The 22,254-nt window shown below is 38.1% G+C and carries 23 protein-coding genes and 1 other annotated feature; all 23 genes read right to left on the reverse strand.

Annotated elements, in window-relative coordinates:
- Positions 1-22: 22 nt before the first annotated feature.
- Entirely contained in the window at positions 23-544 is a 522-nt protein-coding gene (locus GL301_RS07735) for an adenine phosphoribosyltransferase (protein WP_003727399.1), read from the reverse strand.
- On the reverse strand, positions 534-2,885 hold the full coding sequence (gene recJ / locus GL301_RS07740) for a single-stranded-DNA-specific exonuclease RecJ (protein WP_070298269.1): 2,352 nt from the start codon (positions 2,883-2,885) through the stop codon (positions 534-536). Before recJ ends, GL301_RS07735 begins: the two co-directional genes overlap by 11 nt.
- Positions 2,886-2,989: 104 nt before the next feature.
- Positions 2,990-3,334 (reverse strand): LapA family protein, encoded by a 345-nt coding sequence (locus GL301_RS07745; RefSeq protein ID WP_003726593.1) that lies wholly within the window; start codon positions 3,332-3,334, stop codon positions 2,990-2,992.
- A 97-nt stretch (positions 3,335-3,431) separates the two neighbouring features.
- Entirely contained in the window at positions 3,432-5,696 is a 2,265-nt protein-coding gene (gene secDF, locus GL301_RS07750) for a protein translocase subunit SecDF (protein WP_003734333.1), read from the reverse strand.
- Positions 5,697-5,796: 100 nt separating this feature from the next.
- Positions 5,797-6,087, reverse strand: a complete 291-nt coding sequence (locus tag GL301_RS07755; protein ID WP_003726595.1) for a post-transcriptional regulator — start codon at positions 6,085-6,087, stop codon at positions 5,797-5,799.
- 142 nt (positions 6,088-6,229) lie between these two features.
- On the reverse strand, positions 6,230-6,559 hold the full coding sequence (gene yajC, locus GL301_RS07760; RefSeq protein WP_003723533.1) for a preprotein translocase subunit YajC: 330 nt from the start codon (positions 6,557-6,559) through the stop codon (positions 6,230-6,232).
- Positions 6,560-6,592: 33 nt separating this feature from the next.
- Entirely contained in the window at positions 6,593-7,732 is a 1,140-nt protein-coding gene (gene tgt / locus GL301_RS07765; RefSeq protein WP_003723534.1) for a tRNA guanosine(34) transglycosylase Tgt, read from the reverse strand.
- An 86-nt stretch (positions 7,733-7,818) separates the two neighbouring features.
- Entirely contained in the window at positions 7,819-8,847 is a 1,029-nt protein-coding gene (gene queA / locus GL301_RS07770) for a tRNA preQ1(34) S-adenosylmethionine ribosyltransferase-isomerase QueA (protein WP_003731160.1), read from the reverse strand.
- A 3-nt stretch (positions 8,848-8,850) separates the two neighbouring features.
- On the reverse strand, positions 8,851-9,858 hold the full coding sequence (gene ruvB / locus GL301_RS07775; RefSeq protein WP_003727396.1) for a Holliday junction branch migration DNA helicase RuvB: 1,008 nt from the start codon (positions 9,856-9,858) through the stop codon (positions 8,851-8,853).
- A 15-nt stretch (positions 9,859-9,873) separates the two neighbouring features.
- Positions 9,874-10,479, reverse strand: a complete 606-nt coding sequence (gene ruvA / locus GL301_RS07780; protein WP_003726644.1) for a Holliday junction branch migration protein RuvA — start codon at positions 10,477-10,479, stop codon at positions 9,874-9,876.
- 123 nt (positions 10,480-10,602) lie between these two features.
- On the reverse strand, positions 10,603-11,538 hold the full coding sequence (locus GL301_RS07785) for an L-lactate dehydrogenase (RefSeq protein WP_003726645.1): 936 nt from the start codon (positions 11,536-11,538) through the stop codon (positions 10,603-10,605).
- 69 nt (positions 11,539-11,607) lie between these two features.
- The gene (locus tag GL301_RS07790; protein ID WP_003726646.1) at positions 11,608-12,333 is read right to left on the reverse strand and encodes a YebC/PmpR family DNA-binding transcriptional regulator; all 726 of its coding nucleotides are present in this window, start codon (positions 12,331-12,333) and stop codon (positions 11,608-11,610) included.
- A gap of 110 nt (positions 12,334-12,443) precedes the next feature.
- A complete protein-coding gene (gene pheA, locus GL301_RS07795; protein WP_003726647.1) occupies positions 12,444-13,292 on the reverse strand; it encodes a prephenate dehydratase in 849 nt (282 codons plus the stop codon).
- Between the two features lie 66 nt (positions 13,293-13,358).
- Positions 13,359-14,648: a GTPase ObgE gene (gene obgE / locus GL301_RS07800; RefSeq protein ID WP_003724114.1), complete on the reverse strand. Its 1,290-nt coding sequence runs from the start codon at positions 14,646-14,648 to the stop codon at positions 13,359-13,361.
- A 158-nt stretch (positions 14,649-14,806) separates the two neighbouring features.
- The gene (glpK, locus tag GL301_RS07805; RefSeq protein WP_003726648.1) at positions 14,807-16,300 is read right to left on the reverse strand and encodes a glycerol kinase GlpK; all 1,494 of its coding nucleotides are present in this window, start codon (positions 16,298-16,300) and stop codon (positions 14,807-14,809) included.
- Positions 16,301-16,374: 74 nt separating this feature from the next.
- Complete coding sequence (locus GL301_RS07810; RefSeq protein ID WP_003727395.1) at positions 16,375-17,193, reverse strand: MIP/aquaporin family protein; 819 nt, start codon at positions 17,191-17,193, stop codon at positions 16,375-16,377.
- A 365-nt stretch (positions 17,194-17,558) separates the two neighbouring features.
- The gene (rpmA, locus tag GL301_RS07815) at positions 17,559-17,849 is read right to left on the reverse strand and encodes a 50S ribosomal protein L27 (protein ID WP_003726866.1); all 291 of its coding nucleotides are present in this window, start codon (positions 17,847-17,849) and stop codon (positions 17,559-17,561) included.
- Positions 17,850-17,862: 13 nt separating this feature from the next.
- A complete protein-coding gene (locus GL301_RS07820; RefSeq protein WP_003726867.1) occupies positions 17,863-18,180 on the reverse strand; it encodes a ribosomal-processing cysteine protease Prp in 318 nt (105 codons plus the stop codon).
- 18 nt (positions 18,181-18,198) lie between these two features.
- Positions 18,199-18,507 (reverse strand): 50S ribosomal protein L21, encoded by a 309-nt coding sequence (gene rplU / locus GL301_RS07825; RefSeq protein ID WP_003726868.1) that lies wholly within the window; start codon positions 18,505-18,507, stop codon positions 18,199-18,201.
- A gap of 12 nt (positions 18,508-18,519) precedes the next feature.
- Positions 18,520-18,598 (reverse strand) — a sequence feature (ribosomal protein L21 leader region).
- 65 nt (positions 18,599-18,663) lie between these two features.
- Positions 18,664-20,025: a ribonuclease E/G gene (locus GL301_RS07830; protein ID WP_003727394.1), complete on the reverse strand. Its 1,362-nt coding sequence runs from the start codon at positions 20,023-20,025 to the stop codon at positions 18,664-18,666.
- Between the two features lie 52 nt (positions 20,026-20,077).
- Entirely contained in the window at positions 20,078-20,878 is an 801-nt protein-coding gene (minD, locus tag GL301_RS07835; RefSeq protein ID WP_003723226.1) for a septum site-determining protein MinD, read from the reverse strand.
- A 2-nt stretch (positions 20,879-20,880) separates the two neighbouring features.
- Positions 20,881-21,558, reverse strand: a complete 678-nt coding sequence (minC, locus tag GL301_RS07840) for a septum site-determining protein MinC (protein ID WP_003725673.1) — start codon at positions 21,556-21,558, stop codon at positions 20,881-20,883.
- 177 nt (positions 21,559-21,735) lie between these two features.
- A complete protein-coding gene (gene mreD / locus GL301_RS07845) occupies positions 21,736-22,254 on the reverse strand; it encodes a rod shape-determining protein MreD (RefSeq protein WP_003723228.1) in 519 nt (172 codons plus the stop codon).

Raw genomic sequence — 22,254 nt, forward strand, 5'->3', positions numbered from 1 at the left:
AATAATAGGAGTAGTTTGATTTTTATAATTGCATAAGGATTAAACGGTCGTAACCATTTAATTTTTTATGTCCTTCTAGCTCTTTTAGTTCGATTAAGAAAGCACAACCAGCAACAATACCGCCTAATTCTTCTACAAGTTTGATAGTTGCTTCGATTGTTCCACCAGTTGCAAGTAAATCATCTGTAATTAAAACGCGTTGCCCCGGTTTAATCGCATCACTATGCATAGATAATTTATTCGTACCATATTCTAAATCGTATTCCATTTCGATTGTTTCACGAGGAAGTTTTCCTGGTTTACGAACAGGCGCAAAACCAATTCCTAACGCATAAGCAACTGGGCAGCCGATAATAAAGCCACGTGCTTCTGGTCCAACAATAATATCAATTTTTAATTCTTTTGCGTATTCCACAATTTTATCTGTAGCAAAACGATATGCTTCTCCGTCATTCATAAGGGGTGTGATGTCTTTAAATACAATCCCTTTTTTGGGCCAATCGTTCACAATCGCTACATAATCTTGTAAATCTTTAATTTCCATTTTCTAGTTCCTCCGCATTCGGGTAAATTGATGTTTCCATCATTGATTCCATCCAACTATGAAGTTCCGTATAGTTAGAGTACAACAGTTTTTTTCTTGTAGTTATTTCTTCTACCTTTTGTTGATAAACAAGTGATTCGTCCAGATTACGTTTTTCAACAACTTCATTAATAATAATCTGACCACTTTCCATTTTAGCAAATTCTAAATCAAAAAACACCTTTGACATGAAATCTATTTGCTCTTTATTCCAGCCAAACTTTTGCATTAGCCGTGGTGTGTACTTTTCAATTGAAAATGGTTGGAATTTTTTGATGAGACTATATAGCTCAGCAAAGGCTAACCGGTCTGGAATTGCTGGAATTTGATTCCCCTCTGCTGCATCAAAATGGACAAAAATACGCTCTGGTTTCGTTTCACGAACAATCGTTTCCACTAATTCAGTCTTCGTTGGCATATCCGCAAAAACAAGTTCTTCTGTCTGGAAATCCGCCGTAAAATCAGCTTTTTCATCCACTAAAATATAGTTTTTTTCTCCAAGCGTGCCAATCGTTCTTTCTTCAAAACAAACAAAAACTCTTGATTCTGTTTGTTCTTGGAGAATCCTAGCCCACTCAGATTTATTACGTACATCGAAAAGTTGCCAATGCGAGATGTGAATGTCCATCATGCGTAGTTGTGGTTTTTTCACATTATTCCATTCATTGATGGATAATTCCCCAACCACGTCCACGGCTGCATTTGGAGAAATTTTTTCTACCAAATCGCCTACACCAAATCCGATAGAATCTAAAGTGGCATCATTTTCCTCTGTAGCAAGCATTGTTTTTAAATGGGTTTTATCTGCCCCAATTCTTTTCGTTCCTTTTAAATGCATATTTTCTAACAAGAAAATTGGTTTAGGGTTATCCATTCCAAAAGGAGCTAATTTTTCAAGTTGAGCAATAAATGCTACGGAAACATCCGCAATATTTATTTTCTCTTCTATTTTCAAGGCTGGGCGGAAATCTTCTTCAGAAAGAAAACTCGCTTCTTCTTGTAATTTAGCTTCTAATTCTGTTAGATTTTCAGCGGGCAATGTAAGACCCGCAGCCATTGGATGCCCACCAAATGCAGTCATTAAATCACGATGTTTATCAAGCGCTTGATACAAATGAAATGCATCGACGCTTCGACCAGATCCTTTGGCAATTCCAGTAACTGGATCAATTCCTAGTACAATCGCCGGACGAGAATATGTTCCAACTAATTTAGAAGCAACTATCCCTAAAATCCCTGTATTCCAACCCTCTCCGTAAACAACGAGCACATTTCCTAATGTTTCTTTTGCCTCAATTGCCTCCATCGCGAGCTTCGTTGTATCAACAACTATTTGTTTACGTTCTTTATTCGCATCATCAATTTCTTCTGCTAAGAAAAGTGCTTCTTCTGGATCCTCTGTTAAAAGTAAATCCGCCGCTGGATCTGCTGGGCCTAAACGACCAACAGCATTCAGTCGTGGAGCTAAACCAAAGCCAATAGTTTCTTCCGTAGCCTCTTCTAACTTCAAACTAGCTTTTTTAGCTAACACTGAAAGTCCAAGGTTCGCGGATTCGCGCAATTGGCGCAATCCAAGTTGGACAAGTAAGCGATTTTCATCTGTTAAAGAAACTAAATCTGCCACCGTTCCAACTGCAACTAAATCAAGCAATTCTTTCGGTTCTTCTCCAAGTAATGCATGCGATAACTTATAAGCAACACCCACACCCGCTAATTCATCAAAAGGATAAGCTGACTTAGGATGCTTCGGATGAATTACTGCAACAGCTTCCGGCATAACTTCCCGTGGTTCATGGTGATCCGTCACAATAACATCTAAACCAATCTCTTTGGCATGCGTCATTACTTCAAGCGCCGCAATACCATTATCAACCGTAATAATTAAATCCGTTCCTTGGTTTTTAGCCATATCAAAAGCAGTGATATTTGGACCATAACCTTCCGTAAAACGATTAGGAATATAAAATTCAGCATTTGCTCCTAAATGCCGCAGTGTTTTCATTAAAACGGCAATACTAGTAACTCCATCTGCATCATAATCTCCGTAAACTAAAATCTGCTCATTTAGTTCTATCGCTCGCTTAATTCTAGCAACCGCAAGATCCATTTCAGCAAATAAAAATGGGTCATAGCTTTCATATTTTTCTGGGTGGAAAAATTTATCGAATTGTCCTTGCGTTGTAATTTTTCTTTTCCAAAGTAGTTTTGCAAGTGGAAGCGAAATTTTTAGCTGTTCTGCTAATTGGCTTGCTTTGTCTTCCGCCGCTTCCTCGATATTCCATAAGTATTTTGAATGAATCACATTACCCCACCTCTCAACCTTCCTATTATATCGAAAATCACTAGAAAAACCAAGAGGAATCTTCTAACAAAAAACGCCAACATATTTTGTCAGCGTCCCATTTTTTATTTTGTTGTGTCTACCACATTTTCTGTATCACGTGTTTCTACTTTAGATGAATGAGTTTTCATTGCTTTAGCAGCTGCTAGTTGGCGTTCTAATTCTGCTTTTTCGGATGTTAATTGTTTTACTTGTTTCTTCATTCCACGCGATTTCGCGATATTTAAGAAAAAGATAATTAAACAACCACAAAGAACAGAGCCTAAAATAATTAAAATTAATGGCCACTCCGCTTGCGCAAATAAAAAGTTTACTTCTACTGGATCTACATTAATAACTGCAAAAATAGCAATAATGAGTGCTAAAATAATCCCCGCAATTACTTGCCACTGTACTTTATTTTCTTTCATGTTTTTTCTCCTCCTTGCACAATTATCTTATTATTTACCCGTTTCTAGGCTATTAAAAACGACCGAATCTCTTTTTATGAAATTCGGCCGTTCGTTTTTATACGACAGGTTGCCCGTTATTACGTGGTTTTTTCTTTTTAACTGTGCTAATTGGGCCTTTTTTTCGTAGTTGTCGTGCTTTGAATACGTACCACAATTGCATTGCCATAAAGATGGAGGAGAATACACTCGAAACAAGTCCAACAAGTAAGGCGATGGAGAAGTTCAGAATAGACTCACTACCAAATAGTACAAGTGCAAGTACGGTGAAAATAACCGTTAAAATGGTATTAATTGAACGAGTGAATGTTTGGCGTAATGCTTTATTAACCGCATTCGCAATTTCTTCTTTCGTTTTGAAACGTTGCATCTTCATACTAATATCCCGTATCCGGTCGGCGGTGACTATCGTGTCATTAATGGAATAACCGATAACCGTCAGCACCGCGGCAATGAAGGTTAAGTCAACCTCCAGCCTTGTTACACTGAAGAATATGAAGATGATAAATGCGTCGAATAGTAAGGACAGAATCGCCGCAATACCCATATAAAATTCAAACCGGACTGCAATATAAAGTACAATCAGCACAGACGCCACACCGAGTGCCCAGAAGCCATTTTTGGCAAGTTCTTTACCGACAGTTGGTGAAACGGTACTAATGCTTGGTTCGTGCTTATACTTGTCCTCAAAATAGTTTTTAAATTTAGCTACATCATTTTGTGATAATGTCCCTTTATAAGAAACAACGGCTGTTTTAGACCCTGATCCTTGGAAAACAATATCATCCGATGGCATATCAATCGCATCTAAATCTTTCTTAATTTGCGTTTCTGTCAGCGTTTGATTAGCTGTTACTTCCGCTCGTGTCCCACTGGCAAAGTCAATACCTAGATTTAGCCTAAATATGGAGAGAATAACAATACCGACAATAACAATTGCAGCAAAAATAGATAAGAACAGACGATGATGTTTTACAAAATCAAAGCGATCAAAGTGTGTTTTTAAGCTAAAGCTATTAATTCCCTCATGTAAATTATGAATATCTTTTCGTTTAACTGCAAAGAATCCTGGTTTATTGTTAAGCCAATTACTTTTCACTAATAAGCCTAATAAGAATCTTGATCCCCAAACGGCTGTCAAGAAGCTGACTAAAATACTAATGATTAGAACCGTAGCAAAACCTTTGATGGAGCTTGTTCCAAAGTAGAAGAGAACCGCAGCTACGATAAGTGTCGTCAAGTTACCATCTAAAATCGCACGGAATGCTTCTTTACCGCCGACCTCAAAAGCCGCTTTCGTCGACCTACCGACTTTGATTTCTTCTTTTATCCGCTCGTAGGTTATTACGTTCGCGTCAACAGCCATACCTATCCCCAGAATCAAACCTGCAATCCCTGGTAAAGTAAGTGTTGCGTTAAGCAGACTCAGTATTAATAGTACTAAATAAGTGTATGCAACTAAAGTGATACAAGCAATAACGCCTGGTAAACGGTAAACTGCCATCATGAAAATAAAGATAGCAATGACCCCAATAATACCAGCTAAAATTGTTTCTTGTAACGCATCTTGCCCAAATTGAGCACCAACAGATGTCGAGTAAACTTCTTTCATTTTAACAGGGAGTGCACCAGAGTTTAGCAAATCAGCTAAATCTTTTGCTTCTTCCGTTGTGAAACTTCCGGAAATTTCTACTTTATCTGTATCAAGCACGCTACTAACGTTTGGTGCTGATAAGTAAGCTGGGTCTTTCTTCTCGCGTTCTGTTTTGTATTTTTGTCCTTCTTTCCAATCTAACCAAATAACTAATTGATTGTCAGGCGCTTCCGCTAGTATTGTTTTTGTTACACTAGCAAATTTATCTGCACTTTTTAGTTTTAGCGTAACGATTGGGTTGTTGCTTGAATCGAAAGCTTGTTTGGCACCGCCCGCAACTAAGTCACTACCATTCATCATCATCTTGTCATTTGCATCTCTAAATGATAATTGGGCTGTGGTTGATAGCATTTTTCGTGCTTCTTCCTGGTCAGTTACCCCAGCAAGTTGAACACGAATACGGTTATCCCCTTCGATTTGAATACTTGGTTCAGCTACACCTAATGAATTGATACGCTTGTCGAGTGAAGTTACCGTATCTGTCAATGTTTGTTTGGATACAGTTCCTTTGCCATCAGCTGGTGAAACTTCATATAGAACTTCGAATCCCCCTTGAAGATCCAAGCCTAGGTTGATGTTTTGCATAACCATTTTTGCGGTACCAAATACAGCACCAAAGATAATTGCAACTACTAGAAAGAAAATAACTATCTTACTCTTTTTTACCATTTCTGTTTCGTTCCTCCCTCATCTAAACCATAACAAATCCCAGTCTAACAACAAATACTTCTATTTTATGTATGAAACCCAAGCATTTGCTAACAGGCTGTTAATCTTCCACATTTGGTTGAAGCATACTATCTGCTTGAGAAACATGGTTATTAGATTCTTGTTCAGCTGTTGTCATAATAAATTGCATTAATTGTCCAATATTCATTTGCATAACATCATTTATACGTTCATGCAAAGCAGGGGTTGGTTCATTCTTCCACTTTTCTTCTGTTAAAAATGCCCAAATGTGGCTTGCCTTGATTTCTCGGTAACCTAAAATATGAAAATCTTCCACTTTTATTGAAATCGCTGGCGCTAAATCTTCATACCATTCCGAAAATGTATCCATATCAAGTCGTCCCCTTTCTTAAACAATAAGCATATTCCCATTTTATCTAAAAAAAGCTTAAATGGGAAGTATAAGCTCTATTTTTATGGTTAAAAAATGCCATTTCACCGTTTAAAGGGAAATGGCATTTTTATTTCAAGTATTATTTGTTGTCTTCTACAACTTCAGTGTCATCAGAAGTTGTTTCTGCTACAACTGGATTAGAAACTGCATTACCTTTTTCAAGTACAGTTCTGATTGCGTTACGGTCAAAAGTTAATTTGCTGTTTCCGCATTTCAAAATGACTGTGCCATCTTCAATTGCTTCAACAATACCGTGAAGTCCACCAATAGTAATAATTTTATCACCTTTTGCTAAACTACTTTGCATATTTTGTACTTCTTTTTGACGTTTTTGTTGAGGTCTGATTAATAAGAAGTAAAACAAAACGATCATCAAGATAATTGGTATAAATGTTACAATACCGCCCATATTTTCCAACTCCTTTCGATACTTTATATATATTTAGAAATTTTTTGCATCAGGACGATTGAATCCATATTGCTCAAAAAATTCTTCCCTAAAATCAGCAAGACGATCTTCCATAATAGCGCCACGAACTTGCTTCATTAAGTTTAACAGAAAATGAAGATTATGATAAGTTGTAAGTCGAATTCCAAATGTTTCCTCACAACGAATCAAGTGTCGAATGTATGCACGTGAGTAATTTTTACAAGTATAACAGTCACAATTTTCATCAATTGGACGGAAATCATGGGTAAACTTAGCATTTTTAATAACTAAGCGACCACTAGATGTCATACAAGTACCATTTCGTGCAATACGTGTGGGAAGAACACAATCAAACATGTCCACTCCTCGAATTACGCCATCAATCAATGAGTCAGGCGAACCTACTCCCATTAGATAACGTGGTTTATTAGCTGGTAGTAGTGGTGTCGTGTGTTCCAAAACGCGATTCATCACGTCTTTTGGTTCACCAACAGACAATCCACCAATTGAGTATCCAGGGAAATCTAGAGATACCAGATCTTTCGCACTTTGCGCACGTAAATCTTCGTAAGCTCCACCTTGGACGATACCGAACAAACCTTGGTCTTCTGGTCTAACGTGCGCTTTTAAGCCACGTTCAGCCCAGCGAGATGTTCTTTCTACTGATTTCTTCATATATTCATGCGACGCTGGATATGGTGGACATTCGTCAAAACTCATCATGATGTCAGATCCAAGCGCATTTTGAATTTGAATCGCTTTTTCTGGTGATAGGAAAAGTTTGTCTCCGTTTAAATGGTTACGGAAATGAACGCCTTCTTCTTTGATATCACGCATTTTACTCAAACTAAACACCTGAAAACCACCTGAATCCGTTAAGATTGGTTGATCCCAGTTCATAAATTTATGTAGTCCGCCCGCTTCTCGGATAAGTTCTTCTCCAGGACGCAACCATAAATGATACGTATTGCTTAAAATAATACCTGCACCCATGGCTTTTAATTCTTCGGGTGACATTGTTTTTACCGTCGCAAGCGTGCCAACTGGCATAAACATAGGTGTATCAAATGTGCCGTGCGGTGTATGGATTTTACCAAGACGAGCACCTGTTTGTTTATCTGTTTTAATTAGTTCATAACGAATGGCAGACATGTGTTACCTCTTTCTTATTTACTCTATTCACTAGCATAACGAAAATTACCAATGAAAACAAGCTTTTCTATTAATTTTTTCGCAATTTAATGAATAAACATGGCATCGCCAAAACTAAAGAAGCGATATTGTTCTTCTACAGCATGATTATAGGCTGCTAAAATTTTCGTGCGGTCCGATAAAGCAGACACGAGCATAATTAATGTTGATTTTGGTAAATGGAAATTCGTTATTAGTGCATCTACTGCCTGAAAAGTATACCCTGGGGAAATGAAGATCTCTGTCCAACCTGATTCAGCCACTAGTTTGCCGTCATGACGACTCGCAATTGTTTCTAATGTTCGGATAGAAGTCGTTCCAACTGCAACAACTTTTCCGCCTTGTGCTTTGATTTTATTAATTCGCTCAGCAGATTCTTCTGTTAAACGATAAAATTCAGAATGCATTTTATGATTGGTAGTATCTTCTACGTCCACTGGGCGGAATGTTCCGAGCCCTACATGAAGCGTCACGAAAATGATTTCTACACCTTTTGCGCTAATTTTCGCCAGTAAATCTTCTGTAAAATGAAGGCCCGCTGTCGGCGCTGCTGCTGAACCATTCTCTTTCGCATAGACGGTTTGATAACGATCCTGATCAGCAAGTTGTTCTTTAATGTATGGTGGAAGTGGCATCTCGCCAAGTTGTTCTAAAACTTCATAAAAAATGCCTTCATAAGAAAATTCTAAAATCCGACCACCATGCTCGAGCTCTTCCAAGCAAATCGCTTTTAAAGCACCATCACCAAAAGTAATGGTAGCACCTTTTCGAATTCTTTTGGCAGGTTTTACTAAAGTTTCCCATGCATTGCCTTCTTTTTGTTTCAAAAGGAGCACTTCAATGTGCGCGCCAGTTTCATCTTTAATACCATGCAGCCTTGCTGGGAGAACACGTGTGTCATTTAATACTAGTGCATCCCCTTCGTTTAAATAGCTGATAATATCAGTGAAATGTTGGTCTTTTATGTCACCTGACTTTTTATCAAGCACCATTAGCCGGCTTGAAGTCCGGTCTAATAGTGGGGTTTGTGCGATTAATTCTTCTGGTAAATCAAAATCGAAATCTTCTACTTTCATGCTTTATACCTCTTTTTCATAACTTATTCCTAAATGGTTATACGCCGTTTCAGTTGCGATTCTTCCGCGCGGCGTCCTTTGTAGAAAACCGATTTGTAGTAAATATGGTTCTTGCATATCTTCAATGGTTTCTCGTTCTTCTCCAATACTTGCAGCGATTGTATCCAGTCCAACTGGACCGCCTCTAAATGATTGGATAATTGTGTGGAGCAATTTTTGGTCAATGGTATCTAATCCTCTTGGATCTACTTGAAGCAAAGTAAGTGCTTCTTTCGCTAGCTTTTCTGTTACCGTTCCGTTTCCTCGAACTTGCGCGAAATCACGTACCCGTTTTAATAAACGATTGGCAATCCGTGGGGTTCCTCTTGAACGTCTAGCTATTTCACGTGCACCAAGATCATCAATCTTTGTATCTAATATATTCGAAGTTCTGAGTACAATTTCTGTTAACTGCTCTTCTGTATAAAATTCCAAGTGGTCAATTACGCCAAAACGATCTCTGAGTGGTGCCGATAAAAGTCCCGCTCGTGTGGTAGCTCCAATCAATGTAAATGGTGGTAAGTCTAGACGAACAGAGCGCGCAGTTGGACCTGTTCCAATCACAATATCCAAACAATAATCTTCCATTGCCGGATATAAAATTTCTTCAATCGCTCTCGATAAACGATGGATTTCATCAATAAATAAAACATCCCCTGGCTCAAGGCTTGTTAAAATTGTCGCCAAGTCACCTGGTCGTTCAATTGCTGGTCCACTCGTTGTTTTAATTTGACTCCCCATTTCAGCTGCAATAACCATTGCAAGCGTTGTTTTACCAAGCCCTGGAGGTCCGTATAAAAGCACGTGATCCAAGGCTTCATTCCGGAGTGTGGCAGCTTCTATAAAAACTGTTAAATTATTCTTTACTTTGTCTTGCCCAATATATTGTGAAAGGTTCTGTGGCCGCAAACTAGTTTCAAAAGATACTTCTTCTGCGTCTACCGTTTCACTTGAAATAATTCGTTCATCCATGCCACAAGCTCCTCTCTATTTTGTCATTAATTGTAGTGCTAGCTTGATATATGCGTCGCTTGTTAGGTCTTCTTCTTTTGACAATTTTGGTATTACTTTTTTTAGTTCTCGCGTGCTATAACCGAGCGCTTCTAAAGCTAATACAGCTTCTTCTAATTGCGGAGAAAGTCCAGCAACCATATCGTTTTCTGGAGCAACATAAACAATTTCGCTCGCGACAACATCAGCTAGTTTGCCTTTCAAATCAAGAATGATTTGGCGTGCTGTTTTTTTACCAACGCTTGGAAATTTGGTTAAATAAACATCGTCTTCGGATTCAATAGCAGAAATCAGTGGAACGACATCGCCTGAAGCAATAATAGCTAGCGCGCTTTTTGGTCCAATGCCCGAAACACTCAATAATTTTTTGAATAAATAACGTTCTTCTGTTGTTTGAAAACCGAATAGAGAAATATTATCCTCCCGCACATGTTGATACAAAAAGACTTGTGCTTCTGTACCTTCTAATCGTTGAAAGGAAAACGGGTTTCCTGTAATTATTTGATAGCCGATTTGTCCTGCCTCGACAACAATATATTCGGGTGTAATCGTCGTAACGGTTCCTTTTATGTAATCGTACAATTTATTCGTCCTCTCTTCATTTCACGTCATACATTATATGATAGCATAAAACGGAACGTCTGTACTAGTTTTTGTTTATAAAAGAAACGCTTATTTAGTTTACATAATAATATTATTGACACCTTAAATAGATTGAATACTTTTTTTAATAACCGCCACAGAATTCGCAAATGCTTCTTTTTCTTTCTCATCTAATTTTAAAGAGATGATTTCTTTTACACCATTTTGACTTAAAACGGCTGGAACTCCGATAGCTAGACCACTTTCTCCGTATTCGCCATCGAGCACACAAGACACCGTTAAAGCACGCTGGCTCCCACTAAATATATGGCGACAAATCTCGACAATCGTACCACCTATGCCGTATTCTGTGCAGCCTTTTTGGTGGTAGATTTCAAAACCAGTATCCCGAGCAGTTTCACCTATTTGTTTCAAATCTAGTGCCTCGCCTAGTTTTTCCACACTATATTCATTCACTGGTTTACCATAAATAGATGAATGGGACCACACGGGGAATTGAGAATCTCCGTGCTCACCAAGGATAAAAGCATCGATACTTTGAGCAGCAATATCTAGTTTTTCTGCGAGTAAACGGCGTAACCTTGTTGTATCAAGCCATACCCCCGTTCCGAGTACTCGTTCTCTTGGTAAACCGGACAATTTCCACACTTGGTATGTGATGATATCACACGGATTCGTCGCGATTAAGAAAATACCATTAAACCCGCCTTTCATCATCTCGGGCACAATGCTTGAAACGATTCTTGAAGTACTTCTCAGTTCGTCTAAACGAGTTTGTCCTTCTTTTAAAGGACCAGCAGTTACAGTGATTACAGCGATATCTACATCTGCACAATCGCTCGCATCACGAACAGTAATATCCATTTTACCGGGCATAAATGCAGCTGCATCAGCCAAGTCTTTCCGATTCCCTTCTACACGTTCTTTATTTAAATCTACAAGAATTAACTCTTCCACAAATTTTTGATTAACAAATGCGTGTGCTGCAGCTGTTCCTACATTTCCAGCTCCAATTATCATTACTTTACGCGGTTTCATATTTTCTTCCTCCTAGTGATTCATATAAAACACCCCTATTCAAATTGTCCGAAAAAGGGGTGTGTTGACTTAATTTATCTCTGCGTTCGTATAAACTTCTTGCACGTCATCATCATCTTCAAGTGCTTCTAACATTTTATCAAATTGTGTTTGATTATTTTCTGCAACTTCATTATAAACCGTTGGAAACATGGATAATTCAGCAGTAGCAAAAGTGTACCCGGCTTCTTGCAAAGCCTCTTTCACTTCCGGAAAAGTAGCCGGATCAGTAAAAATTTCAAATACATCTTCGCTTACTTCCACATCATCTGCCCCTGCTTCAATAGCCTCCAGCATGAATTCCTCTTCGTCCACATCTAAACCTTCGCGTAAAATAACAAGATAACCTTTACGATCAAACATATAGCTCACACTACCGGTTTCACCAAGACTTCCACCGTTTTTATTAAAAGCTACACGAACATTGGTGCTCGTACGATTTTTATTATCTGTAAGCGCATGGACAAGAACCGCAATTCCTCCCGGCGCATATCCTTCATAGGTTACTTCATCATAATTTTCGCCACTCGTATTACCAGCAGCTTTATCAATAGCTCGCTTAATATTATCGTTCGGCATGTTGACCGCTTTTGCTTTATCCATAACTAATCGGAGTGACGGGTTTAAATTCGGATCAGGACCTTTTTTCGCTGCAACAAAAATTTCTCTCGCTAATTTTTGGAATACTTTGGAACGCTTAGAATCTTGTGCATTTTTTCTACCTTGAATATTATTCCATTTTGAATGTCCTGACATATATTTCACTCCTTTTAGATTTAGTAAAGCTTTTCTCCTACAAATTCTAACGTAAAAAGGGAGGAATCGCAATAAAAAAGTTACCGCAAAAAATTGCGATAACTCTTTATTTAAGTCGTTTGTAAGCGGTGAACGTGATAAGTTCCAAGTTTATTTGCCGTTCCACCTAAAAGTGTTATTTCATCAAGCGCATTAGTTACGAGCGTTTCTTTCCCTTCTGAAAGTACATCAATCAAGAAAAAGTACTCGCCTAATGAGGTTTTAAGCGGTCTTGATTCGATTTTACTTAAATCAATATCCCGCCAAGCAAACGTAGATAAGACTTTATGTAACGCACCTGGCATATTGTTAGGCAAAATAACAGAAATAGACGTTTTTTCTTCTTCTTTTGGTAATAAAATTGAAACAGGTTTACGACTTAAAACAAAAAATCTTGTTTGATTTAATTCCAAGTCTTGCGCATTTTCTTTGACGATTTCAAGCCCGTACTCATTCGCCGCCATGCGTGGTGCAATAGCTGCGACAAGTTCTGTCGGATTATTACTAACCCATTTTGCAGCATAGGCTGTAGAAGGTGTAACTTCACGCTCTACTCCATATAATTCTGCTTGAAGAAATGTATGACACTGGGCAAGTGCTTGTGGGTGGGACATTACTTTTTGCACTGATTTCCAAGCGGATACGTGTGCTGGATGAACCATTAAATGTTGCGCAATCGGGAGAACAATCTCCGCTACTACAGGGACACTTGAAAAATGAAATAAGTAGTCCAGCGTGATATTTACGCTTCCTTCAATCGTATTTTCAATTGGAACAACAGCCACATCCACGTCTTCCTTTTCAATTGCCATAATACAATCTGGAATCGTACTCTTAGCTATCATCTCTTCTTTTGGAAAAGCCTTTGCTGCTGCCGCGTGTGTAAAAGATGCTGCTGGGCCTAAATAAGCAATTTTCATTTTCAACTCTCCTTTTATCGTAGCTAGGAAAAAAGCGTGCGCCAACTAATTGGCGCAGCACTTTATTTAATCCATAAATTCAAATTCATAATCAAGCAGGCGAACGATATCGCCGTCTTTAGCACCACGTTTTCTAAGCGCCTCATCAACACCCATTGCACGAAGCTGACGAGCAAAACGACTAATAGATGCATCGCGCTCGAAGTTTGTCATCGTGAATAAGCGTTCAATTTTTGCACCACTTAGTACAAAAGTACCGTCTGGCTCTCTAGAGATCTCGAAGTCAGGTTCTTCAGCAACATATTTGTAAAGAACTGTATCTTCGTCTTCTTGTTCCAAAATTTCATTAAGTGGAAATTCTGGAGTTGTTTCTAATTTATCCGCAATAGCAAGAAGTAATTCGCGAAGTCCCGTTTTTGTTACCGCAGAAATTGGGAATACCGGAATATCTTCAGCAATTTTTGTTTTAAATTCGTTTAAATTTTCTTCTGCATCTGGCATATCCATTTTATTAGCTACAATAATTTGTGGACGTTCCATTAGGCGCAAGTTGTACTGTTCAAGTTCATTATTGATAGCCATATAGTCTTCGTATGGAACGCGTCCTTCTGAGCCCGACATATCAATGACATGCACGATAACACGTGTTCTTTCGATATGACGTAAGAATTGATGCCCTAAACCAACACCTTGACTAGCGCCTTCAATTAGACCCGGTAAATCGGCCATAACAAAGCTACGACCATCTCCTGCGTCAACCATTCCTAAGTTTGGAACAATCGTCGTAAAGTGATACGCAGCGATTTTTGGTCTCGCAGCAGAAACAACAGATAATAGGGTTGATTTACCGACACTTGGGAAACCAACTAAACCAACATCTGCTAACACTTTAAGTTCTAATTGCACATTTCGTTCTTGTCCAGGTTCTCCGTTTTCAGAAAGTTCTGGAGCCGGATTTGCTGGTGTTGCAAAGCGTTTGTTACCACGTCCGCCACGTCCAGCTTTTGCAATAACTGCGCGTTGACCATGTGCGACTAAATCAGCAATAATCTCACCCGTATCAATATCTTTTACAATGGTTCCTTGTGGTACTTTGACAACTAAATCTTCTGCGCCGCGTCCATGCATACTTTTACTCATGCCATGTTCGCCGTGCTCTGCTTTAAAGATTCGTTTAAAGCGGAAATCAACCAATGTACGCAGACCTTCATCTACTACAAATACAACGTCTGCTCCTTTACCACCGTCACCGCCAGCAGGACCACCGTTTGGTACAAATTTTTCGCGACGGAATGCTACCATACCGTCCCCACCATTACCAGCTTTTACATATATCTTAACCTGATCTACAAACATAATTTTTATATTCTCCCGTTCCTTAAAAGTCTTATCTTTCATTATAACGAATAAACTATACATCTGTCACTATATTTATTTCTATTTCCAAATATTTATTTGTTTTACATAACAAAAAAGCGCCAAATGCTTTTACACATTTGGCGCATCTTAAAATTTTATTTAAAGGCTTGTGCAGCTTTGACAGCTTTATGCCAACCTTCATATAAATCTTCTCTTTGTTCATCTTTCATTTCTACTTCAAAACGTTTGTCTAGTTTCCAATGTTTTTTAATTTCGTTTTTGTCTTTCCAAACGCCTACCGCAAGTCCAGCTAAGAATGCCGCACCTAGAACGGTTGTTTCTTTGTTTTCTGGACGTTCTACCGGAACGCCTAGAATATCGGATTGGAATTGCATTAAGAAGTTATTAGCAGAAGCCCCGCCATCCACACGTAACGTTTTTAAGCTAATACCAGAATCTTGTTCCATTGCATAAAGCACGTCTCTTGTTTGATAAGCAAGAGATTCCAATGTCGCACGGATAAATTGTTCTTTTTCGGTACCACGAGTTAATCCAAAAACAGCACCACGAACATCGGAATCCCAGTAAGGTGCGCCTAAACCAACGAATGCTGGTACAACATATACACCATCACTAGATTCAATCCGGCTCGCATAGTTTTCAGAATCGCTTGATTGACGAACCATTCGTAACCCGTCACGTAACCACTGAATAGCCGAACCAGCAACGAATATACTACCTTCAAGTGCATATTCTACTTTTCCATCAATTCCCCAAGCTAGTGTTGTTAATAAGCCGTTTTCAGAACGGACTGCTTTTTCCCCAGTGTTCATTAGTAAGAAACAACCAGTTCCATAAGTATTTTTCGCCATCCCTTTTTCAAAACAACCTTGTCCGAATAAAGCGGCTTGTTGGTCACCAGCAATACCTGCAACCGGCACTTCTTCACCAAAGAAGTGATAAGGCACTGTGTCCGCATACACTTCAGAGGAAGGACGAACTTCAGGTAACATTGCTTTTGGGATATTAAGCATTTTTAGAAGTTCATCATCCCACTCTAAATCGTAAATATTATAAAGAAGTGTCCGAGAAGCATTGGAATAATCTGTAATATGAGCACGACCACCAGTTAATTTCCAAACTAACCAAGTATCGATTGTTCCGAAAAGAAGTTCTCCTTTTTCAGCACGTTCTTGCGCACCATCTACATGGTCGAGAATCCAGCGAGCTTTTGTACCCGCAAAATACGGATCAATCAAAAGACCAGTTTTAGAACGAATGGTATCTTCATAGCCGTCTTTACGTAATTGTTTACAAATATCTTCTGTTTGACGAGATTGCCAAACAATCGCATTATAAATTGGATTTCCGCTTTCTTTATCCCAAATAACAGTAGTTTCACGTTGGTTTGTAATACCAATCCCAGCAATTTCTTTAGAAGAAATATTTGTTTTGAGTAATACGCCTGCAATAACAGCTAAAATCGAAGCCCAGATTTCATTGGCATTATGTTCAACCCAACCTGGTTTAGGAAAAATTTGATCAAATTCTTCTTGTGCAACGCCAATTACTTCTCCTTCTTCGTCAATAATCATCGCTCTTGAACTCGTTGTTCCTTGATCCAGTGCTAAAATATATTTCTTTTCCATGTAAAATTCCTCCTCTAGTTTTAAGTACAACGAAAGCCCGAAGACCTTCGCTTGGAGCTAGTTATTATTCTAGCTTATGCTAAATCTTTTTTCTTATCGAGTTGCATCGTTAAAATAAGAATTAAAACAAATAATACTGCGAACACCCAGAACCACATTCCTAGTTCTCCGTTAATAATGGCATTATACCCTAAAGCACCTAATGCACCGCCCATGATTGGTCCAATAACTGGAACCCATGAGTAACCCCAATCAGATCCACCTTTGCCAGAAATCGGCCAAACAAAATGCGCAATTCTCGGTCCAAGGTCACGAGCTGGGTTGATGGCATAACCAGTAGTTCCACCAAGAGACATCCCGATAGCTACGATTAATGCGCCGACAACAAGTGGATTTAATCCATCTGAAAAAGAATTTGCACCTAGTGATAGTAATCCAAATACTAAAATAAAAGTACCTAATGCTTCACCAAAAAAGTTAGATGTAAAATGGCGAATAGCTGGCGCCGTTGCAAAAACACCTAGTTTTGTTGGTTTGTCTTCTGTTTGTTTCCAGTGAGGATAGTAATGTAACCATATTAGCGTTGCCCCAATAAATGCTCCGATAAACTGAGCAAGAATATATGGCAATACGTAATTCCACGGGAAAGCACCTGCAAGCGCCATACCAATAGTTACAGCAGGGTTAAGATGGGCCATACTCATATATCCTGAAACATATACACCCATTGTAACACCTAGCCCCCAAGCTAAAGTAATAACGACCCAGCCGCCATTCTCCGCTTTAGATCTTTTCAGTGAAACACCTGCTACGACACCAGCACCTAAAATAATTAGGATAGCCGTACCAATAACTTCACCTAGAAATTGTGTTGCTAAACTTGTGTCAATCATCTTTTCCAACTCCTTCTTCTTGCTTATTTGTATCACCGGAATTTTAACACTTACTAGTCCCCTTACATTCCGATTATCAATTAACTTCAAAAAAAGAATGACAATCAAAACGTAGGCACACTAGTACCCTTGCATCGTTTCGATTGTCATCTCTTCTCCTGACATTTTAATTAACTTGAGTCTATTTAATCATATCAAGAAAACGCTGTCAATCAAACGACTTGTCCTATTTTTCACAATGTCTCTTCATCTGCCTCTTTACATTTACCCCAATTCACGAGAGTTATAACCCTTTTTAAAAGAAATTAATTCACAAAGATGAAAACACAAAAAAACCGCCACAAGTGACGGTTTTGAATTTGTATTTAAGCTTCTTGTACTTCAGGATAAACGCTAACTTTTTTCTTGTCGCGTCCCATACGTTCGAAACGTACAACGCCGTCAGTTTTAGCGAATAAAGTATCATCGCCGCCACGTCCTACGTTAGTTCCTGGATAGATTTTAGTACCACGTTGACGGTAAAGGATAGATCCACCAGTAACAAATTGTCCGTCCGCACGTTTTGCACCTAAACGTTTTGATTCAGAGTCACGTCCGTTAGAAGTCGAACCGCCACCCTTTTTGTGCGCAAAATGTTGAATATCAAATTTTAACATGAAATTCCACCTCCTATTTGGAGTTAATTTTTATATGATCAGGATAGCTGTACGCTAATGACCTTAGTTGATTTTCCATCCCTGTAAGCAAGATTTGCACCACGTCATCTCCAACATAATCAGCAGGCACAGAATAGTAAAGGTAACCCTCCGACTCTTCTATTACAGGCTCAAAATCACGTACTTCCGAAATAGCATTCACCATTCCAAAAGCAATAGAGGATGCTCCTGCACATACCAAATCACTGCCATGTTCGGCAAAATCGGCGTGTCCACTCATTGTAAAAGAAATTATTTGGTTGTCTTCTCGCATAACATCGACTTGAATCATTGTTTTCGTCCTTTCAAATTAAGCATTGATAGCATCAATAGTTAATTTTGTGTAAGGTTGACGATGACCTTGTTTTTTGTGGTAGTTCTTTTTCGGTTTATATTTATAAACTGTCAATTTCTTCGCACGGCCTTGTTTTTCAACTTTAGCTGTTACAGTTGCGCCTTCCACGAATGGAACGCCAACTTTAGCGGAATCTCCACCTACGAATAGAACTTTGTCAAAAGTAACAACATCACCAACTTCACCTGCTAATTTCTCAACATAGATCTCTTGGCCTGCTTCTACTTTGATTTGTTTCCCACCTGTTTCAATAATTGCGTACATACTTGCACCTCCTCATATACTAAGACTCGCCATCACAGGGGATTTACACGAAGTAAATACTTGACCCAGCTCTGTGCGGTTGTAGCTTGGTGCGCTACAAACATAACAGTAAAATGATAGCATAAGCAAGCAGCCTATGTCAACCAATTGTTGATTTTAGTTTTCCACCCGGCCAATTTGATAAAACGGGACTCTTTCATCCGCCACTTCCCAATCAATTGGCGCATTACTTAGCGTATTCAAATCTAAAAAAGTATCTAAAACATCTTCTGTCGTAATAATTTGGATATTGCTTGGCTCATTTTGCATAATCCCTGAAAGCTCTCGTTCTAATTCGAAAGCAAGCGTCTCTTTGGAAGCCACATGGCCCGTCGCATAACAAACTGGACAAGGCATCGTTGTCGTTTCTAAAAAGGATTGCTGTTTTTTGCGTCTCGTCAGTTGTAATAGCCCTGACTGCGATAAAGCAGCAACTTGTGTTGTAATATATTCTTCGCGAGTTTTGATCTCTAACGCTTCATAAAGCGCTGTGTAGCCCAATTCTGACATTCCTCCAATAAAATCCACTAATATCATCCCACTCATATTACGTAACCTAATTTGTCGAAGGATTTCAGGAACTGCTTTGAGATTTACTGATTCTACTGTTTTTTCTTTTGCTGTGGTACCTTTAAATTTACCTGAGTTTACATCAACAACCCACATCGCTTCTGTTTTTTCAATAAATAAAGAAGAACCATTACTTAAATGAACCACTGGTCGTGCGAGCCTATCTATTTGAGCTTTGATACCTAGGTCCGCAAATAAATCAGCGCTTTTCTTTATGATGATTTGCTTATCCGGCCATAGCATTTCTAGCATTTTAGCAAACTCAAAATCATCCGTAATTACTTCTGATGGTGCGTATCGTTGAATGAACTGTTTCGTACTATTTAAAATTCCCGAAGCCACTGATAATAGTAAGCCAGGTTTTTTCCGCTTGCTAGCTTCTTTTAATAATGTTTGATGTTTATCTCTCGCTTGAACCAAGGCTTGTTGCAATTGCTCTTTCGTCGCAAATTCTGCATTAGATCGAATAATTACCGCTTCATTTTCTTCCACCATGGTTTCCGTTATTTTCTTTAATCTGATTTTGTCTCCTATTCTTTTAGAAATAGAAATATATTCTTTTCCATACAAATAAATAAGCAAGTCACCAGAAAATTCCAGTATACCAGTTAATAACGGAAGTTTCGTCGCGCTGCCTTCCCGCACAATTTGAACTGGAATTTTAGCACCTTGCGTTTTATCATAGCTTTCCGGAATATCTTTTAAATGGATGAAACCTTTGTTATTATTACCTAAATCAACAAAAGCTGCTTCCACTTTTCGATCGATTTTTTGAATAAATCCATAATAAATATCACCAACTTGAACTTTTTCAGAAGGTCGTACAATTTCAATATCTATTAACAAATCATCTTCCATTGCTGCTATTCGTTTTTCTATAGGAGCCGCACTTACTACTAGCTTTTTCATACAATCACCTTTTATAAAGACCCTTCATCTTAAAGATAAAGGGTCTAATTTTTTATTTCCCGCTAAAAAGTTGCTTTAAGCGAGCGAAAAATCCCGCTTTTTTTGTTTCAATCGACATTAAAGGGATAGATTCTCCAAGAATACGTCGAGCAATATTACGATAACCTTGTGAAGCACGGTTATTTGGTAACATAGCGACAGGATCCCCACTGTTCGAAGAGCGAATAACTTCATCATCATCAATGATAATACCAAGTAATTCAATTGATAAATGTGTGGTAATTTCATCAATATCCATTACATCACCATTCATCATCATTTGTGTACGAATACGGTTAATAATTAATTTTGGTGGCTCAATATCTTCTTTTTCCAGTAAACCGATAATTCTATCTGCATCACGAACTGCTGATATTTCTGGCGTTGTAACTACAATTGCTTTGTCTGCACCAGCAACGGCATTTTTATAGCCAGTTTCAATTCCTGCAGGACAATCAATTAAAATAAAATCATAGTCTGGGCGGAGTTGATTAATTAAATCCACCATTTGTTCACCCGAAACAGCATTTTTATCAGTAGTTTGCGCCGCTGGAAGCAAGAAAAGTAAATCATCAAAACGTTTATCTTTAATCATTGCTTGATGAATTTTACAGCGACCTTCTACCACATCTACTAAATCATAAATAATTCGATTTTCAAGACCTAAAACAACATCTAAATTGCGAAGGCCGATATCCATATCAATCAAGCACACTTTCTTACCTTGAAGAGCAAGTGCCGTTCCCAAGTTAGCAGTTGAAGTAGTTTTTCCTACTCCACCTTTCCCAGAAGTAATGACTATAGCTTCTCCCATGTTTAACGCCCTCCTTGAAAATTAGAAATTTCAGGTCTAATTTTTCTTATCTTATGTATTCCATCAATTACTATCTCACCTGCATCATTTACAAATGCAGAAAACAAATCTGTTTCAGTGACCTCTTTATAATCCTCACTATCAAATCCGTATACCTTATCGGCAATTCTAACTTGTGAGGGATAAAGAAATTTTCCTGCTACAATAGCATTTCCGTTGCCTTCAAAGCCAGCATGAATAATTCCTTTAATATTCCCTAGAACAAATACATTGCCATTTGAACGGATTTGTCCCCCAGGATTAACATCGCCAATCAGCAAAAAATCCCCTGGAACCTGAACAACTTGTCCAGAACGAATAATCGTTGCCATAGAAAAAATTTGATCATTTTCTTTCCATTTTTTGGCCTCGTCTTTAGACATCACATTACTATAAAATGCACTAATTTTCATTTGGCTATTCTCATGAATAATAGTTGATATTTCACGTTCTTCTTCCTCTGAAAACAGACGGTTACCAATTTGAACTTGCACCTCTAATTTTTCACCAGAGTATGGGTTTTGTTTCTGATCTGCAAGCAATTGAGTTAGTTCTTGTTGCAATTCAGATATACTCGCTTTATCACTAAGAAAAATACTAATGCCATCTTTTGTGCCTTTAATTTGAACATTCTTCTTCATATACCATTTCACCCCGCAACATTTATACTCTAGCCTTTAGTATACACTAACTCAAATTAAATGATAATAAAAAAATACTTTTTTTGAAAAAACAGCTTGAAATCGCAAACTGTGGATATTCTCCACAGTCATACTTTTTCAAGTAATAGCGACTTCAAACTGTTAAAATTACGATAGTTATTCTGATTTAACCAAACGATCAAGAAACAATCGGAATGGGAAAAAGACAACTAAAAAGAATGCTAAATTAATCAAAATGGTTGTCCATAAACGCTGATCAATAAAAACTGGGATAGACATGGTTGTCGTACCAATCAAATAATAAAACGCATATACTAAACTTTCTGTAAGAATAATATTAAATATCGCAATTAACCCAACCAAAAGTATATTATTTTGCAACACTTTCATAAATTTATCTGTGATATACACTGTAAACGGGAAGATAGCAAAATAAATGCCCATCACGCCAGTATAATAAATATCAAACAGCAAGCCTAGAATAAAAGCATATGCTAAAGTCGTATTTCGTTTATAAAAACAAGTCATAATCGTCAACATAATAAGTAAAAAATGTGGAATAAAAAGATGTCTATCATTAAACAGACCATTCGCAAACTGAAGACTAAAAACACCCTCAAGAATAAAGGTTCCAACCATGATTGCAGGAAGTGCAATGTTTTTCTTAACGTTCAT

Source organism: Listeria sp. LM90SB2, from assembly GCF_028867355.1.
Classification (GTDB): Bacteria; Bacillota; Bacilli; order Lactobacillales; family Listeriaceae; genus Listeria; species Listeria monocytogenes_B.

What these genes read in the sequence shown, in the direction of transcription:
- GL301_RS07735 (WP_003727399.1), bottom strand. Translation starts at nt 544, where the DNA reads ATGGAAATTAAAGATTTACAAGATTATGTAGCGATTGTGAACGATTGG.
- GL301_RS07745 (WP_003726593.1), bottom strand. Translation starts at nt 3,334, where the DNA reads ATGAAAGAAAATAAAGTACAGTGGCAAGTAATTGCGGGGATTATTTTA.
- secDF (WP_003734333.1), bottom strand. Translation starts at nt 5,696, where the DNA reads ATGGTAAAAAAGAGTAAGATAGTTATTTTCTTTCTAGTAGTTGCAATT.
- GL301_RS07755 (WP_003726595.1), bottom strand. Translation starts at nt 6,087, where the DNA reads ATGGATACATTTTCGGAATGGTATGAAGATTTAGCGCCAGCGATTTCA.
- yajC (WP_003723533.1), bottom strand. Translation starts at nt 6,559, where the DNA reads ATGGGCGGTATTGTAACATTTATACCAATTATCTTGATGATCGTTTTG.
- tgt (WP_003723534.1), bottom strand. Translation starts at nt 7,732, where the DNA reads ATGTCTGCCATTCGTTATGAACTAATTAAAACAGATAAACAAACAGGT.
- queA (WP_003731160.1), bottom strand. Translation starts at nt 8,847, where the DNA reads ATGAAAGTAGAAGATTTCGATTTTGATTTACCAGAAGAATTAATCGCA.
- ruvB (WP_003727396.1), bottom strand. Translation starts at nt 9,858, where the DNA reads ATGGATGAACGAATTATTTCAAGTGAAACGGTAGACGCAGAAGAAGTA.
- GL301_RS07785 (WP_003726645.1), bottom strand. Translation starts at nt 11,538, where the DNA reads ATGAAACCGCGTAAAGTAATGATAATTGGAGCTGGAAATGTAGGAACA.
- GL301_RS07790 (WP_003726646.1), bottom strand. Translation starts at nt 12,333, where the DNA reads ATGTCAGGACATTCAAAATGGAATAATATTCAAGGTAGAAAAAATGCA.
- pheA (WP_003726647.1), bottom strand. Translation starts at nt 13,292, where the DNA reads ATGAAAATTGCTTATTTAGGCCCAGCAGCATCTTTTACACACGCGGCA.
- obgE (WP_003724114.1), bottom strand. Translation starts at nt 14,648, where the DNA reads ATGTTTGTAGATCAGGTTAAGATATATGTAAAAGCTGGTAATGGTGGG.
- glpK (WP_003726648.1), bottom strand. Translation starts at nt 16,300, where the DNA reads ATGGAAAAGAAATATATTTTAGCACTGGATCAAGGAACAACGAGTTCA.
- GL301_RS07810 (WP_003727395.1), bottom strand. Translation starts at nt 17,193, where the DNA reads ATGATTGACACAAGTTTAGCAACACAATTTCTAGGTGAAGTTATTGGT.
- rpmA (WP_003726866.1), bottom strand. Translation starts at nt 17,849, where the DNA reads ATGTTAAAATTTGATATTCAACATTTTGCGCACAAAAAGGGTGGCGGT.
- GL301_RS07820 (WP_003726867.1), bottom strand. Translation starts at nt 18,180, where the DNA reads ATGATTCAAGTCGATGTTATGCGAGAAGACAACCAAATAATTTCTTTT.
- rplU (WP_003726868.1), bottom strand. Translation starts at nt 18,507, where the DNA reads ATGTACGCAATTATTGAAACAGGTGGGAAACAAATCAAAGTAGAAGCA.
- GL301_RS07830 (WP_003727394.1), bottom strand. Translation starts at nt 20,025, where the DNA reads ATGAAAAAGCTAGTAGTAAGTGCGGCTCCTATAGAAAAACGAATAGCA.
- minD (WP_003723226.1), bottom strand. Translation starts at nt 20,878, where the DNA reads ATGGGAGAAGCTATAGTCATTACTTCTGGGAAAGGTGGAGTAGGAAAA.
- minC (WP_003725673.1), bottom strand. Translation starts at nt 21,558, where the DNA reads ATGAAGAAGAATGTTCAAATTAAAGGCACAAAAGATGGCATTAGTATT.
- mreD (WP_003723228.1), bottom strand. Translation starts at nt 22,254, where the DNA reads ATGAACGTTAAGAAAAACATTGCACTTCCTGCAATCATGGTTGGAACC.